Consider the following 14,819-nt stretch of genomic DNA (forward strand, 5'->3'; position numbering starts at 1 on the left):
TCATTTGGCGTCTTTGCTAACGGTATTGAGCAGGAATTTACCGATCAGGTCTTCCAGCACCAGCGACGACTGGGTGTCGTGGATGGTCCCGCCATCCTTGAGCAGGGCTTCTTCCCCACCCACGCTGATACCGATGTATTTCTCACCCAACAGGCCAGCTGTCAGGATAGATGCAGTGGAGTCAGTCGGCAGGTTATCCACGCGCTTTTCCAGTTGCATCGTCACCCGGCCGGTGAAGCTGTCGCGGTCCAGATCGATCGCCGTGACCTTGCCGATGGCTACACCAGCCATGGTCACCTTGGCTCTGACCGTCAAACCGGCGATATTGTCGAAATAGGCATAAAGTTTATAGGTATCGGTGCTCGCGGTCGGAGACAAGCCACTGACTCGCAGGGCAAGCAACAGCAAAGCCAGGATGCCGGCCAGCAGGAAAAGGCCGACACCGATTTCCAGGGTGCGGTTTTGCATCAGAAATCTCCAAACATCAAGGCGGTCAGAATAAAGTCCAGGCCGAGTACAGCCAGCGAGGCGTACACCACGGTCTTGGTAGTGGCACGGCTGATCCCCTCTGAGGTGGGCTCACAGTCGTAGCCTTGGAATACGGCGATCCAGGTCACTACAAATGCAAAAACGATGCTCTTGATCACGCCATTGAGCACGTCGCTGCTGAAGGTCACGCTGTTCTGCATGTTCGACCAGTAGGAGCCTTCGTAGACCCCCAGCCAGTCTACGGCCACCCACGAACCGCCCCAGATGCCCACCACGCAGAAGATTATCGCCAGCAGTGGCAGGGAAATGAAGCCAGCCCACAGGCGCGGGGCAATGATGTACTTGAGCGGGTCCACACCGATCATCTCCAGGCTGGAGAGTTGCTCGGTGGATTTCATGTTGCCGATCTCGGCGGTCAGGGCCGAACCGGCACGTCCGGCGAACAACAATGCAGTGACCACCGGCCCCAGTTCACGCAGCAGGGTCAGGGCGACCATCTGGCCCACCGCCTGCTCCGAACCGTAACTGGAAAGAATGTTGAAGCCCTGCAGCGCCAGGACCATGCCGATGAAGATCCCGGAGACGACAATGATCACCAGGGACATCACGCCTACCGAGTGCAACTGCTTGACCAGCAGGCCGAAACCGCCGCCAATGCTGCTGCGACCGAGCAACGCATGAAACAGGAACAGGGTGGAACGCCCCAGTACCGCCAGGACATCGATGCCTGAGCGACCGAAGAGACGAACTCTCTCGATTAGCGATATCTTGCGCATCAGCGCTTCCCCAGAAGATCTGCGCGGTAGTCCGACGCTGGAAAGTGAAACGGTACCGGGCCGTCGGGATCGCCCTTCATGAATTGCCGGATACGCGGATTATCGGAGTCCATCAACTCGGCAGGAGTTCCCTGGCCCAGTACCTGACCATCCCCTACGACATAGAGGTAGTCGGCGATGCTCGCGGTTTCCGCCAGGTCATGGGACACCACGATGCTGGTGATGCCCAGGGCATCGTTGAGCAGGCGGATCAGGCGCACCAGCACACCCATGGCGATGGGGTCCTGGCCCACGAACGGCTCGTCATACATGAGGATCTGCGGATCCAGGGCGATCGCCCGGGCCAGGGCAACCCGGCGCTTCATGCCGCCGGACAGCTCGTCTGGCATCAGGTCGACGGCGCCTCGCAACCCCACGGCCTGCAGCTTGAGCAAGACAATGTCACGAATCATTTCGTCAGGCAGCTGGGTGTGCACCCGCAGCGGAAAAGCGACGTTCTCGAAGACGTCCAGGTCGGTGAACAGTGCACCACTCTGGAACAGCACGCCCATTTGCTTGCGAGCATCGAACAGGTCGCTGCGCGAGAGGGTCGGCAGGTTCTGGCCATTGACCCACACCTCGCCGCTGCTGGGCCGCAACTGCATGCCCATCAAGCGCAACAGGGTGGTTTTGCCACAACCTGAAGGCCCCATGATGCCGGTGACCTTGCCCCGCGGAATACGGATATCCACGTTATTGAATATGCTGCGCGTACCGCGCTTGAAGGAGACGCCCTTCAGCTCGACCGCGTAAGCGTTGTCAGCACTCATCTAAACTCCTTGCGATGCAGCCTAACACTCGGACGCTGGGCTCTCTCCCGAGAGCACGTGCCCCCTGGGCAGGCCGAACTGGCGGCGAACTATATCACTGCTGATGCAGAGCCCCCAAGGCCGAAGCCATGACCGTTCAGGTCCAGGACAGGCAAAATCGGCGGATTCCTTGTACAAGTAGACAAAGGCTGACGAACTTGCGTGAGGGATTTGATCATTACCGCTATAATCGCCGACTTTTCATCGGGCTATACGATTTCAGACATGAGCCAATCCAGCGACCTGATTCAATCAGCACAACGCACCATCCGCCTCGAACTCCAGGCAGTAGAGAGCTTGCTGCCCCATATCGATGCAGATTTCGTACGCGCTTGCGAGATGATTCTGGCCAGCAAAGGCCGAGTGGTCGTGGTCGGCATGGGCAAGTCCGGACACATCGGCAACAAGATTGCCGCCACCCTGGCCAGTACCGGAACCACGGCATTCTTCGTCCATCCGGCGGAGGCCAGTCATGGCGACATGGGCATGATCACCCGTGACGACGTGATCGTGGCGCTCTCCAACTCCGGCTCTACCAATGAAATCGTGACCCTGCTGCCACTGATCAAGCGCCTGGGCATCCAACTGATCAGCATTACCGGCAACCCCGACTCGCCACTGGCCAAGGCCGCCGACGTCAATCTCAACGTGCATGTCGAGCAGGAGGCCTGCCCACTGAACCTGGCGCCGACCTCCTCGACCACCGCCGCCCTGGTCATGGGCGATGCCCTGGCTGTGGCCCTGCTGGAAGCCCGCGGTTTCACGGCGGAAGACTTTGCCTTTTCCCATCCCGGGGGAGCGCTGGGTCGTCGCCTGCTGCTGAAAGTCGAGAACGTCATGCACGCCGGCGAACAGCTGCCGCAAGTCCAGCGCGGCACCCTGCTCAAGGACGCCCTGGTGGAGATGAGCCGCAAGGGCCTGGGCATGACGGTCATTGTCGAGGCCGACGGGCGCCTGGCCGGAGTCTTCACCGACGGCGACCTGCGCCGCACCCTGGATCGCAGCATCGACATCCATCACACCACCATCGATGACGTCATGACCCTTCGCGGCAAGACCGCACGTGCCGAGATGCTGGCGGCCGAAGCCTTGAAGATCATGGAAGACAGCCGGATCAACGCCTTGGTCGTGGTGGACGACGAGGACCGCCCGGTCGGCGCCTTCAACCTGTCCGACCTGCTGCGTGCGGGAGTGATGTAAATGAACGACGATCTGTTGCAACGCGGCAAGCACATCAAGCTGGCGGTCTTCGACGTCGACGGCGTACTGACCGATGGGCGCCTGTATTTCCTCGAGGACGGCAGCGAGTTCAAGACCTTCAACACCCTGGATGGCCAGGGCATCAAGATGCTCATGGCCGCCGGAGTACAGACGGCGATCATCAGCGGACGCAAGACCCCCGTGGTAGAGCGCCGGGCCAAGAACCTGGGGATACCCCACCTGTACCAGGGCCGCGAGGACAAACTAGTGGTGCTGGACGAGCTTCTTGCCCAACTGGGCCTAAGCTATGAACAGGTCGCCTATCTGGGCGACGACCTGCCCGACTTGCCGGTGATCCGCCGTGTCGGACTGGGCATGGCGGTCGCCAACGCAGCCCCCTTCGTCCGCGAGCATGCCCATGGCATTACCACGACGCGAGGTGGTGAAGGCGCCGCCCGCGAGTTCTGCGAACTGATCCTGCAAGCCCAGGACCGCCTCGAAGCAGCCAACGCTGCTTATCTATAGGGTCCCGCCAATGTTGAGCAAAAAGATTCGCAACATCCTGATCTTCGGGACCATCGCCCTGCTGTTCGCGGCGGTCGGCTACTGGAACATCAGCCCCGAGCGTTTTCTCGACAAGCCTGTCGTGCAGGTTGACGAAAGCGCCATCGACTATTTCGTGATCAACGCACGCAGCGTGCAATACCTGCCCGACGGCAAGCAGCAATACGAGATGACTTCGGACAAGGTCGAGCATGTCAAGGCCAGCGAAGTGACCCTGCTGACCAAGCCGGACCTGCAGATGTACCGCGGCACTACCTATCCCTGGCACGTCCAGAGCGAGCGCGGCGAGGTCAACCCGGATGGCACCGAAGTCGAACTGATCGACTCGGTACGGGTTTCCCGCACCGACGAAAGAAATCGCAACCTGCTGGTCACCACCAGCCGCATGACAGTATTCCCGCAGAAGCAATATGCGCAGACCGAGCAAGCCGTTAGAATCGACGGCGCCAATGGCGTGACCACGGCCAAGGGAATGAAAGCGTATTTGAAAGACGGCAGGATGAACCTGCTATCGAACGTAAGAGGACAGTATGAGGCTCGTTAAAACCCTCCCTATTTTGCTCAGTCTGGGCGCAGCACTGGGAAGCGTGAGCGCCTGGGCTCTGCCGAACGATAGCCAACAGCCGATCCGCATCCAGGCCGATGACGCCCAGCTTGATGACAAGAACGGCGTGGCCACCTACAAGGGCGACGTGATCATCACCCAGGGTTCGATGAAGATCACTGGCAACACCGTGACGATCACCCGGGCCAAGACCGGTGAAATCGACGTGGTGACCTCGGTGGGCAACCTGGCCTACTTCGAACAACTGCAGAAGCAGACCGATCCGAAGCCGGTCCAGGCCTATGCCGTGACCATCCAGTACCATGCCCAGCAAAATCGCATCGTGCTGATCGACAAGGCCAAGGTGATCAACGACGGCAACACCACCGAAGGCGAGAAGATCGTCTACGACACCGTCAAGCAAGTGGCCAACGCCGGCCGCGCCAACGGCAGCGCGGTAACCGCGCCACGTCCGCGGATCGACATGGTCATCCAGCCGAAAAAGAAAACCGACGAGCAAAAGGCGCAGTAATGGCAACTCTCAAAGCCCAGCACCTGGCCAAGAGCTACAAGAGCCGCCAGGTCGTGCGTGATGTCAGCCTGTCCATCGACAGCGGCCAGATCGTCGGCCTGCTCGGCCCCAACGGTGCCGGCAAGACCACCTGCTTCTACATGATCGTCGGCCTGGTCCAGGCCGACCAGGGCCGGGTCCTGATCGACGACCTCGATGTCAGCCACCAGCCCATGCACGGCCGTGCTCGCGCCGGCATCGGCTACCTGCCCCAGGAAGCCTCGATCTTCCGCAAGCTGTCGGTGGCCGACAACATCATGGCCATCCTCGAGACCCGCAAGGAACTCGACAAGGCCGGCCGTCGCCAGGAGCTGGAAAGCCTGTTGCAGGAGTTCCACATCAACCACATCCGCGACAACCTCGGCATGAGCCTGTCCGGTGGCGAGCGCCGCCGCGTGGAAATCGCCCGCGCCCTGGCCACTGCCCCCAAGTTCATCCTGCTGGATGAACCTTTCGCCGGCGTGGACCCGATCTCGGTCGGCGACATCAAGCAGATCATCCACCACCTCAAGGCCAAGGGGATCGGCGTCCTGATCACCGACCACAACGTCCGCGAGACCCTGGACATCTGCGAGACCGCTTACATCGTCAACGACGGACAACTGATCGCCGAAGGCGATTCCGCGACCATCCTGGCCAACGAACTGGTCAAGGAAGTCTACCTGGGCCATGAGTTCCGCCTGTAAGGGCTGAGGTGTTGGGCCCATTGCCAGGGCGTCGGGAACGTTAAACCCTACAAATTTTATTGTTACAGCGCTCTAGGCAAACACTTCAGTTTCAGGCATATAATTTGCTTATGTTTGGCGCTTCGGCGCCCTGTAGTGGATGGCGCATGTGCGCCGGCAATTAAGGTGTTAAGCCCCTGCCATGAAACCATCGCTAGTCCTGAGAATGGGCCAGCAGCTGACGATGACACCTCAGCTGCAACAGGCCATCCGCCTGCTCCAACTGTCGACCCTGGACCTGCAACAGGAAATCCAGGAGGCTCTGGAGTCCAATCCGATGCTCGAACGCCAGGAAGAAGGCGACGACTTCGACAACAGCGACCCCCTGGCCGACAACACCGAGTCCAAACCCAACACCGAGATCCAGGAACCCTCCTACCAGGAAACCGCCCCGACGGTGGATAACCTCGAGGAAGGCGAGTGGAGCGAACGCATTCCCAACGAACTGCCGGTGGATACAGCCTGGGAAGACGTTTACCAGACCAGCGCCAGTAGCCTGCCCAGCAGCGATGACGACGAGTGGGACTTCACCACTCGCACCTCGGCTGGCGAGAGCCTGCAGAGCCACCTGCTCTGGCAACTGAACCTGGCTCCCATGTCGGATACCGACCGCCTGATCGCAGTGACCCTGATCGACTGCATCAACAACCAGGGTTACCTGGACGAGACCCTGGAAGAGGTTCTCGAAGCCTTCGACCCCGATCTGGACATTGAACTGGACGAAGTCGAAGCCGTGCTGCACCGCATCCAGCAATTCGAGCCGGCCGGCATCGGCGCCCGCAACCTGGGCGAGTGCCTGCTGCTGCAACTGCGCCAGTTGCCGCCGAGCACACCATGGCTGGCAGAGGCCCAGCGCCTGGTCAACGACTACATCGACCTGCTGGGCGGCCGCGACTACAGCCAGCTGATGCGTCGCATGAAGCTCAAGGAAGATGAACTGCGCCAGGTCATCGAACTGGTGCAGAGCCTCAACCCACGCCCAGGCTCACAGATCGAGTCCAGCGAAGCCGAATACGTAGTCCCGGACGTCATCGTGCGCAAGGACAATGAACGCTGGCTGGTGGAGCTGAACCAGGAATCCGTGCCACGCCTGCGGGTCAACGCCCAGTACGCCGGGTTCGTGCGTCGCGCCGATACCAGCGCCGACAACACCTTCATGCGAAACCAGTTGCAGGAGGCCCGCTGGTTCATCAAGAGCCTGCAGAGCCGCAATGAAACCCTGATGAAGGTCGCCACCCAGATCGTCGAGCATCAACGCGGTTTCCTCGAGTACGGCGACGAAGCGATGAAGCCCTTGGTCCTGCATGACATTGCCGAGGCAGTAGGCATGCATGAATCGACGATTTCCCGGGTGACCACGCAAAAATTCATGCATACCCCACGGGGCATATATGAACTGAAATACTTTTTCTCGAGCCACGTCAGCACCTCCGAAGGCGGTGAATGCTCGTCCACGGCGATCCGCGCAATCATCAAAAAACTGGTGGCTGCGGAAAATCAGAAAAAGCCGTTGAGTGACAGCAAGATCGCTGGTTTACTGGAGGCACAAGGCATTCAGGTAGCCCGCCGGACCGTCGCCAAGTACCGCGAATCCCTTGGGATCGCGCCTTCCAGCGAACGCAAGCGGTTGATGTAGCCGCCGGGCAGGCCAAAGCGTTTCGGAGTGTGTTTGAAATCTGCCAAGCGATGATCCGGCACGGTAGCCGGATCGATGTACAGCAGGTTTCAGGCACAGTCTAGGTGGCAGGCAAAACGGCCTGCCGCGTTATGCACTGGCAACGAAGGAGAAGCTGTATGCAAGTCAACATCAGTGGACACCAACTTGAAGTGACTGAACCTCTGCGCGTCTACATCGGCGAAAAACTCGACCGGTTGGAGCGCCATTTCGACAAGATTACCAATGTGCAGGTCACCATGGCCGTCGAGAAGCTGAAGCAGAAAATCGAGGCGACCCTGCACATCCACGGTGGGGAGGTCGTAGCCAATGCAGAACATGACGATATGTATGCCGCAATCGACCTGCTCACGGACAAGCTTGACCGCCAACTGAAAAAGCATAAGGAAAAGCAACTCCACCTTCTCCAAGGCACGGGTCGCTGATACTCCCCTCCCATGATCCGACTTGAAAGCATCCTGACCCCCGGCCGTTCCCTGGTGAACGTGCCGGGCGGCAGTAAAAAACGCGCCCTCGAACAAATTGCCAACCTGATCAGCCGTGAAGTGCCTGATCTGGAGATGCAGGATGTCTTCGAGAGCCTTATCGCCCGCGAGAAACTCGGCTCCACCGGTTTCGGCAACGGTATCGCCATTCCCCACTGCCGCCTCAAGGGCTGCGAGTCCCCCATCAGCGCGCTGATGCATCTGGACGCTCCGATCGATTTCGACGCCATCGACGGCGCTCCGGTGGACCTGCTGTTTGTCCTGCTGGTCCCGGAAGCCGCCACCGATGCGCACCTGGAACTGCTCCGGCAGATTGCCAGCATGCTCGATCGCAAGGAAGTGCGTGACCGGCTGCGCAGCGCCACCAGCAACGAAGCCTTGTACCAGGTCGTGCTGGACGAACAGAACGGTCAGTAACCATGCGCTTGATCATCGTCAGCGGCCGCTCCGGCTCAGGCAAAAGCACTGCCCTCGATGTTCTCGAGGATCACGGCTACTACTGCATCGACAACCTGCCTGCAGGGCTGCTGCCCGAACTGGCTGAACGCGCGTTGATCCACACCGAGCTGGCACAGCCACTGGTGGCGGTTTCCATCGACGCTCGTAACCTGCCCAGCCACCTCTCGCGCTTTCCGGAGCTGCTGGAAGAAGTTCGCAGCCGGCACATCCAGTGTGACGTGCTGTATCTGGACGCCGATGAAGAAACCCTGCTCAAGCGCTTCTCTGAAACCCGGCGGCGCCATCCACTGAGCAGCGCCAACCGTTCACTGGCCGAGGCCATCCACGACGAGACCCAACTGCTGGGACCGATCGTCGACTTGGCCGACCTCAAGGTCAACACCACCAATCTCAACCTGTACCAGTTGCGGGACACCATCAAGCTGCGGCTGCTGAACCAGCCAGAGCCGGGCACCGCCTTCCTGGTCGAGTCCTTCGGTTTCAAGCGTGGCATGCCGGTAGACGCCGACCTGGTGTTCGACGTGCGCTGCCTGCCAAACCCGTACTGGAAGCCCGAACTGCGTGCCCAATCCGGGCTGGACGCCCCCGTGGCCGAATACCTGGCTGCGCAACCGGATGTGGAAGAGATGTTCCAAGACATCTCCAGCTACCTGCTCAAGTGGTTGCCACGCTTTGCCGCCAGCAATCGCGCCTACGTGACCATCGCCATCGGCTGCACTGGCGGGCATCATCGCTCCGTATACCTGACCGAGCGCCTGGGCCAGGTCCTGCAAAAATCCCTGAAGAACGTCCAGGTTCGCCACCGCGACCTTAGCTGAAAGGATCTACCCCGCGATGCCAGCTCTGGAAATCGAGATCATCAACAAACTGGGCCTGCACGCCCGTGCCTCGGCCAAGTTCGTCGGCGTAGCCGGCAAGTTTCCCTGCCAGATCCGCGCCGGCAGAACCCCGGAGTCCATGGTCGACGGCAAGAGCATCATGGCCATGATGATGCTCGCCGCCGGCAAGGGCACCAAGATCCATCTCAAGACTGAAGGCGAACAGGAGCAGGAAGCGCTGGACGCACTGGCAGCGCTGATCAACAACTACTTCGACGAAGGCGAGTAAACCCACCAGGGCCAGGCCCATACGGCACTCAGGAGAGCGCCGTGTCCATCACCATCATCAGGCAGAAGCCGATACACAGGCCGAGGCTGGCAAGCTTGTCATGGCCATTGCGACGCGACTCCGGAATCACTTCATGAGTGACTACCAGCAGCATCGCCCCCGCCGCCAGGGCCAGGCCCAAGGGCAGCAGCACCTGCGCCAGGCTCACCAGCCAGGCACAGAGCAAGGCAAAGACCGGCTCCACCAGGCCTGACGCCGCACCAATCAAGAATGCCTTGACCCGCGACATCCCCGCCCCCGCCAGCACCAGAGCAATCACCAGACCTTCCGGCACATCCTGCAGGGCAATGCCCATGGCCAGGCTGTCCGCATCCGGCATGCCACCTCCGGCCGACACCCCAACTGCCATCCCTTCAGGAATGTTATGGGCAATGATGGCGAAAACGAACAGCCAGATACGCGGGGCAATTACCGGATGCTCTGGCGTGCCCACCAGCACCTCCGGGCTGCCCCTCGACACCTTGAGGTCCACCAGGAACAGGCCAAAGGCCCCAAGCATGATGCCGGCGCAGATCAGACTGCTGGAGCCCCAGGCAGACAAGCCGAGGTCCTGGGCTGCGGCGATGCCTGGGACGATCAGCGAAAACGCAGTCGCCGCCAGCATCACTCCGGCACCAAAGCCCAGCAGGGTGTCGCTCACCGCCACCGGCATCCTCCGGATCACCAGCACCGGGACCGCCCCCAGTGCCGTGCCCAGTGCGCAGATCGAGCCACCCTGCAAGGCGCGCAGCAGGCGCGGCTCCAGGTTCAGCCAGCTCAACCCTTGAGCCACCAGCAACGCCGTGCCCGCCAACAGCAACAGCGAACCGAAGGCATAACGAAACAATCGTCCGCTGCTGATCGCCAGTGTTTCAGTGCCCATAGTTGGCCTTAGATCTTGTTTTGATGGGGAGGTATCAAGCCATCGCGGCCTGGTAACGCTGGGCGACTTCTGGCCAGTTGATGACGTTGTAGAAGGCGTTGATGTATTCCGGCCGGCGGTTCTGGTAGCGCAGGTAATAGGCGTGCTCCCACACGTCCAGGCCGAGGATCGGCGTATTGCCGTTCATCAGCGGGCTGTCCTGGTTACCGCTGCTTTCCACCACCAGTTTCTTCTCCGGTGTCACGCTGAGCCAGGCCCAGCCGCTGCCGAACCGGGTCAATGCCGCCTTGGTGAACGCCTCCTTGAAACTATCGAAACCACCCAGGTCTCGATCAATGGCCTGAGCCAGGGCTCCATCGGGGTTTCCTCCACCGGCAGGCGTCATCACTGCCCAGAACAACGAGTGGTTGGCGTGACCGCCTCCCTGGTTGATCACCGCTGCCCGCAGCTTTTCCGGCAGCTGCTGGACACTGGACACCAGCTTTTCCACTTCCCATCCGGCCCACTCGGTGCCTTCTACCGCAGCATTGAGGTTATTGATGTAGGTCTGGTGGTGCTTGGTGTAATGGATTTCCATGGTCTGCGCATCGATATGCGGTTCCAGGGCATCGTAGGCATAAGGCAGGGCAGGCAAGGTAAAGGACATATCAGTGCACTCCGTAAGAAGGGTTACCGGGTAGCGGACCGTCCGGGGACAGGCGCGTGACGTTGTTGTCCAGCAAACGGCGAGAACGGGGGTATTCACCGTGCTCTCCGATGAAATTGAGCAGCTCGACGTAGGTCTTACTGCTCTGGCGCAGGGCGGCTTCACGCAGCGCCAGGGGCAACCGGCTGTTCTGCATGGTCTGCAGCAACCGCTGATGAATGGCACAGAGATACTCCGCGCTCTCCTCAGGCTGATTCAGGCGCAGGTGCAGGTCTGCCAGGTTGTGATGGGAAATGACACAGGCCGCCACCGCTTCGTCGGCATCAGGCCAGCGCTCGAACAACACCTGGGCCAGTGCCAGCGCCTGCAGGTAGAACTCGCGGGCATCTACCAGTTCGTCCTGCATGAACAGGCGATTGGCCCTCTCGATCGTGCGTTTCCAATGCTCCATGGTGAGCCTCCAAAGCGGTAACGGGGATTACACGCCACCTGCGGTGAGCTTCTCCGGATCCAGCAAGATCTCCAGTTGGCTGCGCGACAGGTCGGTGTGCTCAAGGGCCACGTCGATCACCGGGCGTCCTTGCTTGTAGGCGGTCTTGGCGATTTCCGCGGCCTTCTGGTAACCGATGATCGGGTTCAGGGCGGTGACCAGGATCGGGTTGCGTGCGAGCGCTTCCTTGAGCTTTGTTTCATTGACCTTGAAGCTGGCGATGGCCTTGTCCGCCAGCAGACGGCTGGAGTTGGCCAGCAATTCAATACTGCTCAACAGGTTCTGGGCGATGATCGGCAGCATCACGTTGAGCTCGAAGTTGCCCGACTGTCCGGCCACGGTGATGGCGCTGTCGTTGCCGATCACCTGGGCCGCTACCATCGCCGTAGCTTCCGGGATCACCGGATTGACCTTGCCGGGCATGATCGAAGACCCTGGCTGCAAGCCCTCCAGCTCAATCTCTCCCAGCCCGGCCAGGGGCCCGGAGTTCATCCAGCGCAGGTCGTTGGCGATCTTCATCAGCGACACCGCTGTAGCCTTGAGCTGGCCGGAGACGCTCACTGCCGTATCCTGGGAGCCGATCAGGGCAAACAGGTTCTTGCCCGGGGTGAACTGCACCTGGGTCAGCTCGCTCAGTTGCTGGCTGAATCGCGCGGCGAACTCCGGATGCGCGTTGATCCCGGTCCCCACCGCTGTCCCTCCCTGTGCCAGGGATTGCAGGCTTGGCAGCAGGTCCTGCAAATGCGCGATGTTGGCCTTGAGCTGCTGTGCCCATCCCTCCAGGACCTGACTCATGCGTACCGGCATGGCATCCATCAGGTGGGTACGACCCGTCTTGACGAACGAATGCACCTGCAGGGCCTTGTGCTCGATGACCTCCACCAGGTGCACCAGCGCCGGCAATAGCTGCTCATGCAAGGTCAGGGCGGCACTGACATGGATGGTGGTCGGGATGATGTCGTTGCTGCTCTGACCACAGTTGACATGGTCATTGGGGTTGATCGCCTCGCCCAGCAACCGGCTGGACAAGGTCGCCAGCACTTCGTTGGCATTCATGTTGGAGCTGGTGCCGGAACCGGTCTGGAAGATATCCACCGGGAAATGCTGCATGAAGTCGCCCTCCAGCAACCCCTGGGCGGCATCGACGATAGCCTTGCCCTGGGACTCGCTGAGCTGGCCGAGTTCGACGTTGGCCCTGGCCGCGGCCGCCTTGGCCAGGATCAGCGCCCGAATGAAAGCCCGCGGCATCCGCTGCCCGCTGATGGGAAAGTTATCCACCGCGCGCTGGGTCTGCGCGCCATACAGCGCCTGTTCCGGGACCTGCAACTCACCCATGCTGTCGCGTTCGATACGGGTATTACTCATCGGGAAATCCTTGCACCAGTTCAATCAGGGGAATGGAAGGCAACAGCGAGCAGGTCGCCAGTCGCCAGGCATGGCTTTGCCAGCGTTTGAGCCTGCACTTGCACAACGACAACCGCTCCATGTCGCGCAACGGTCGCCAGGCCTGGTCCAGGCACAGGCTGCGCCAGTGCCAGGGCAGCGCGGTATCGGTCGCGGTATCGATCAGCAAACGGAAGGAGGTTTCGGCAACGGTCCAGGTCGATATGGCCGTACAGCAAGCCAGATATCGCCCTTCGGCAAGGTAATGCTCGATCAGACGGGGTTCGTCCGGGTCCAGTGCGCAACGGATCTGGCGGCTCATCCAGCGCCAGCTTTCAAGGTAAGGCTGCTCGTGCAAGGCAGAACTCATGACCTGGGCTCATTGAATAATGATTTTCATTATTAAATGATATTGAGAATCAAATCAATCTGGCTCGTGCAGGTTTTGTCCAGCACCTGCACCGCCATAGAAACACCAGACATAAAAAACGCGCCCCCCAAAGGGAGGCGCGTTCTGCAGACACAAGCAGCGATCAGCTGCCAGCGACGGTCATGCGTTCGATCAGCACAGAGCCGGTGCGGATGTTGCTGCGCAGTTCCAGGTCATTACCCACCGCGACAATCTGCTTGAACATGTCGCGCAGGTTGCCGGCGATGGTCACCTCCTGCACCGGGAACTGGATTTCCCCATTCTCTACCCAGAAGCCGGCAGCACCCCGGGAATAATCGCCGGTGACCATGTTCAAGCCATGGCCCATCAATTCGGTCACCAGCAGCCCCCGCCCCATGCGCCGCAGCAGGGCCGCCTGGTCTTCATCACCATGGGTGACGAACAGGTTGTGCACGCCCCCGGCGTTGGCGGTGCTCGGCATGCCCAGCTTGCGCCCCGAATAGGTGCCCAGCACGTAGGAGACCAACTCGCCATCCTTGACGAAAGGCTTGGCGTAGGTGGCCAGGCCGTCGCCATCGAAGGCCGAGCTGCCCATGGCGCGCAACAGGTGCGGACGCTCATCGAGGGTCAGCCACTGGGGAAACAGCTGTTGGCCGAGGGCGCCTTCCAGGAACGAGGATTTCCGGTACAGGTTGCCGCCGGAAATGGCGCCCAGGAAACTGCCAAACAGGCCACCGGCCAGCTCGGCGGAAAACAGCACCGGTACTTCGCAGGTGGGCACTGGACGTGCCCCCAGGCGGCTGGCGGCACGCTGGGCAGCACGTTGGCCAATGCTCACCGGGTCCGCCAGCAACTGGCCCTGGCGATTGACGTCATACCAGTAGTCACGCTGCATCTGGCCGTCGGCCTCAGCGATCATCACGCAACTCAGGCTATGACGAGTGGAGGCATAACCGCCGATGAAACCATGGCTGTTGCCATATACCCGGCAGCCCTGATGGGTGTTCAGGGTAGTACCGTCGGCATTCTTGATCCGCGCATCCGCGCCGAAGGCCGCCGCTTCACAGGCCAGGGCCTGTTCGATGGCCTGCTCGGGGGTGATGTCCCAGGCGTGGAACAAATCGAAGTCCATCAACTCACGGGCCATCAGCGACGCATCGGCCAGGCCCGAGGCTTCATCCTCGGAAGTGTGCTTGGCAATCGCCAGCGCCGCCGCCACGGTTTCGCGAATGGCGTCCGGACCGCTGGCCGAGGTGCTGGCCGAACCCTTGCGCTGACCTACATAAAGGGTGATGCCAAAGCCCTGGTCGCGATTGAACTCCACGGTCTCCACTTCCCGCTGGCGCACCGAGGTCGACAGACCCTGCTCCAGCGACACCGCCACCTCGCAGGCACTGGCCCCCTGGCGCCGCGCTTCGGCAATGATCTGCTCGACCTGCTCCTGCAGGGCCGGCAAGGCTTGTGGGCCGACGCTTTGTGCTGCACTCATGGTGTTCTCCACTTAAATTCTGCTTTCGATTAAGGCCGGCGAGCGACCGGGCCGG

19 protein-coding genes are annotated in these 14,819 nt (G+C 60.8%); 10 read left to right on the forward strand and 9 right to left on the reverse strand.

Annotation, left to right across the window (positions count from 1 at the left end):
- The 3 genes from mlaD to LGQ10_RS14445 are packed head-to-tail and all read right to left on the reverse strand — an operon-like array spanning window position 1 to window position 2,074.
- Window positions 1-468 (reverse strand): outer membrane lipid asymmetry maintenance protein MlaD, encoded by a 468-nt coding sequence (gene mlaD, locus LGQ10_RS14435; RefSeq protein WP_058436524.1) that lies wholly within the window; start codon window positions 466-468, stop codon window positions 1-3.
- A complete protein-coding gene (gene mlaE, locus LGQ10_RS14440; protein WP_058436525.1) occupies window positions 468-1,265 on the reverse strand; it encodes a lipid asymmetry maintenance ABC transporter permease subunit MlaE in 798 nt (265 codons plus the stop codon). Before mlaE ends, mlaD begins: the two co-directional genes overlap by 1 nt.
- Window positions 1,265-2,074, reverse strand: coding sequence for an ATP-binding cassette domain-containing protein (locus LGQ10_RS14445; RefSeq protein ID WP_058436526.1), 810 nt, complete (start codon window positions 2,072-2,074; stop codon window positions 1,265-1,267). Before LGQ10_RS14445 ends, mlaE begins: the two co-directional genes overlap by 1 nt.
- Window positions 2,075-2,338: 264 nt before the next feature.
- Here LGQ10_RS14445 and LGQ10_RS14450 point away from each other — a divergent pair, with 264 nt between their 5' ends.
- From LGQ10_RS14450 to LGQ10_RS14495, 10 genes are all read left to right on the forward strand, one after another.
- Window positions 2,339-3,313 carry a KpsF/GutQ family sugar-phosphate isomerase gene (locus tag LGQ10_RS14450; RefSeq protein WP_058436527.1) on the forward strand — a complete coding sequence of 325 codons (975 nt, stop codon included), beginning with the start codon at window positions 2,339-2,341 and terminating at the stop codon, window positions 3,311-3,313.
- On the forward strand, window positions 3,314-3,838 hold the full coding sequence (locus LGQ10_RS14455; RefSeq protein WP_058436528.1) for a KdsC family phosphatase: 525 nt from the start codon (window positions 3,314-3,316) through the stop codon (window positions 3,836-3,838).
- Between the two features lie 10 nt (window positions 3,839-3,848).
- Window positions 3,849-4,421 (forward strand): LPS export ABC transporter periplasmic protein LptC, encoded by a 573-nt coding sequence (gene lptC / locus LGQ10_RS14460; protein ID WP_226525943.1) that lies wholly within the window; start codon window positions 3,849-3,851, stop codon window positions 4,419-4,421.
- Entirely contained in the window at window positions 4,408-4,953 is a 546-nt protein-coding gene (gene lptA / locus LGQ10_RS14465; protein WP_058436530.1) for a lipopolysaccharide transport periplasmic protein LptA, read from the forward strand. Before lptC ends, lptA begins: the two co-directional genes overlap by 14 nt.
- Window positions 4,953-5,678 carry an LPS export ABC transporter ATP-binding protein gene (gene lptB / locus LGQ10_RS14470; protein ID WP_058436531.1) on the forward strand — a complete coding sequence of 242 codons (726 nt, stop codon included), beginning with the start codon at window positions 4,953-4,955 and terminating at the stop codon, window positions 5,676-5,678. The genes lptA and lptB overlap by 1 nt, the downstream gene beginning before the upstream one ends.
- Window positions 5,679-5,859: 181 nt before the next feature.
- Window positions 5,860-7,353: an RNA polymerase factor sigma-54 gene (locus LGQ10_RS14475; protein WP_226525944.1), complete on the forward strand. Its 1,494-nt coding sequence runs from the start codon at window positions 5,860-5,862 to the stop codon at window positions 7,351-7,353.
- Window positions 7,354-7,511: 158 nt separating this feature from the next.
- Window positions 7,512-7,817: a ribosome hibernation-promoting factor, HPF/YfiA family gene (gene hpf / locus LGQ10_RS14480; RefSeq protein WP_011059268.1), complete on the forward strand. Its 306-nt coding sequence runs from the start codon at window positions 7,512-7,514 to the stop codon at window positions 7,815-7,817.
- A gap of 12 nt (window positions 7,818-7,829) precedes the next feature.
- On the forward strand, window positions 7,830-8,294 hold the full coding sequence (gene ptsN, locus LGQ10_RS14485; RefSeq protein WP_011059267.1) for a PTS IIA-like nitrogen regulatory protein PtsN: 465 nt from the start codon (window positions 7,830-7,832) through the stop codon (window positions 8,292-8,294).
- Window positions 8,295-8,296: 2 nt separating this feature from the next.
- A complete protein-coding gene (gene rapZ / locus LGQ10_RS14490) occupies window positions 8,297-9,154 on the forward strand; it encodes an RNase adapter RapZ (RefSeq protein ID WP_011059266.1) in 858 nt (285 codons plus the stop codon).
- Window positions 9,155-9,170: 16 nt separating this feature from the next.
- Entirely contained in the window at window positions 9,171-9,443 is a 273-nt protein-coding gene (locus tag LGQ10_RS14495; RefSeq protein WP_058436895.1) for an HPr family phosphocarrier protein, read from the forward strand.
- Window positions 9,444-9,471: 28 nt separating this feature from the next.
- On the opposite strand, the gene LGQ10_RS14500 is transcribed toward LGQ10_RS14495, so the two are convergent.
- From LGQ10_RS14500 to pmbA, 6 genes are all read right to left on the reverse strand, one after another.
- A complete protein-coding gene (locus LGQ10_RS14500) occupies window positions 9,472-10,365 on the reverse strand; it encodes a ZIP family metal transporter (RefSeq protein ID WP_226525945.1) in 894 nt (297 codons plus the stop codon).
- Between the two features lie 34 nt (window positions 10,366-10,399).
- On the reverse strand, window positions 10,400-11,011 hold the full coding sequence (locus LGQ10_RS14505) for a superoxide dismutase (protein ID WP_058436893.1): 612 nt from the start codon (window positions 11,009-11,011) through the stop codon (window positions 10,400-10,402).
- 1 nt (window position 11,012) lies between these two features.
- On the reverse strand, window positions 11,013-11,462 hold the full coding sequence (locus LGQ10_RS14510; RefSeq protein WP_226525946.1) for a hypothetical protein: 450 nt from the start codon (window positions 11,460-11,462) through the stop codon (window positions 11,013-11,015).
- Window positions 11,463-11,489: 27 nt separating this feature from the next.
- The gene (locus LGQ10_RS14515; protein WP_226525947.1) at window positions 11,490-12,866 is read right to left on the reverse strand and encodes a class II fumarate hydratase; all 1,377 of its coding nucleotides are present in this window, start codon (window positions 12,864-12,866) and stop codon (window positions 11,490-11,492) included.
- Window positions 12,859-13,254 carry a FagA protein gene (locus tag LGQ10_RS14520; protein WP_226525948.1) on the reverse strand — a complete coding sequence of 132 codons (396 nt, stop codon included), beginning with the start codon at window positions 13,252-13,254 and terminating at the stop codon, window positions 12,859-12,861. The genes LGQ10_RS14515 and LGQ10_RS14520 overlap by 8 nt, the downstream gene beginning before the upstream one ends.
- Window positions 13,255-13,417: 163 nt before the next feature.
- Window positions 13,418-14,764, reverse strand: a complete 1,347-nt coding sequence (gene pmbA, locus LGQ10_RS14525) for a metalloprotease PmbA (protein WP_058438678.1) — start codon at window positions 14,762-14,764, stop codon at window positions 13,418-13,420.
- Window positions 14,765-14,819 lie beyond the last annotated feature (55 nt).

It is taken from the genome of Pseudomonas sp. L5B5 (assembly GCF_020520285.1).
In the GTDB taxonomy this organism is placed as follows: domain Bacteria; phylum Pseudomonadota; class Gammaproteobacteria; order Pseudomonadales; family Pseudomonadaceae; genus Aquipseudomonas.

Bases quoted from the DNA above. Each gene is read 5' to 3' on its own strand.
- mlaD (WP_058436524.1), bottom strand. From the start codon at position 468: ATGCAAAACCGCACCCTGGAAATCGGTGTCGGCCTTTTCCTGCTGGCC.
- mlaE (WP_058436525.1), bottom strand. From the start codon at position 1,265: ATGCGCAAGATATCGCTAATCGAGAGAGTTCGTCTCTTCGGTCGCTCA.
- LGQ10_RS14445 (WP_058436526.1), bottom strand. From the start codon at position 2,074: ATGAGTGCTGACAACGCTTACGCGGTCGAGCTGAAGGGCGTCTCCTTC.
- LGQ10_RS14450 (WP_058436527.1), top strand. From the start codon at position 2,339: ATGAGCCAATCCAGCGACCTGATTCAATCAGCACAACGCACCATCCGC.
- LGQ10_RS14455 (WP_058436528.1), top strand. From the start codon at position 3,314: ATGAACGACGATCTGTTGCAACGCGGCAAGCACATCAAGCTGGCGGTC.
- lptC (WP_226525943.1), top strand. From the start codon at position 3,849: ATGTTGAGCAAAAAGATTCGCAACATCCTGATCTTCGGGACCATCGCC.
- lptA (WP_058436530.1), top strand. From the start codon at position 4,408: ATGAGGCTCGTTAAAACCCTCCCTATTTTGCTCAGTCTGGGCGCAGCA.
- lptB (WP_058436531.1), top strand. From the start codon at position 4,953: ATGGCAACTCTCAAAGCCCAGCACCTGGCCAAGAGCTACAAGAGCCGC.
- LGQ10_RS14475 (WP_226525944.1), top strand. From the start codon at position 5,860: ATGAAACCATCGCTAGTCCTGAGAATGGGCCAGCAGCTGACGATGACA.
- hpf (WP_011059268.1), top strand. From the start codon at position 7,512: ATGCAAGTCAACATCAGTGGACACCAACTTGAAGTGACTGAACCTCTG.
- ptsN (WP_011059267.1), top strand. From the start codon at position 7,830: ATGATCCGACTTGAAAGCATCCTGACCCCCGGCCGTTCCCTGGTGAAC.
- rapZ (WP_011059266.1), top strand. From the start codon at position 8,297: ATGCGCTTGATCATCGTCAGCGGCCGCTCCGGCTCAGGCAAAAGCACT.
- LGQ10_RS14495 (WP_058436895.1), top strand. From the start codon at position 9,171: ATGCCAGCTCTGGAAATCGAGATCATCAACAAACTGGGCCTGCACGCC.
- LGQ10_RS14500 (WP_226525945.1), bottom strand. From the start codon at position 10,365: ATGGGCACTGAAACACTGGCGATCAGCAGCGGACGATTGTTTCGTTAT.
- LGQ10_RS14505 (WP_058436893.1), bottom strand. From the start codon at position 11,011: ATGTCCTTTACCTTGCCTGCCCTGCCTTATGCCTACGATGCCCTGGAA.
- LGQ10_RS14510 (WP_226525946.1), bottom strand. From the start codon at position 11,462: ATGGAGCATTGGAAACGCACGATCGAGAGGGCCAATCGCCTGTTCATG.
- LGQ10_RS14515 (WP_226525947.1), bottom strand. From the start codon at position 12,866: ATGAGTAATACCCGTATCGAACGCGACAGCATGGGTGAGTTGCAGGTC.
- LGQ10_RS14520 (WP_226525948.1), bottom strand. From the start codon at position 13,254: ATGAGTTCTGCCTTGCACGAGCAGCCTTACCTTGAAAGCTGGCGCTGG.
- pmbA (WP_058438678.1), bottom strand. From the start codon at position 14,764: ATGAGTGCAGCACAAAGCGTCGGCCCACAAGCCTTGCCGGCCCTGCAG.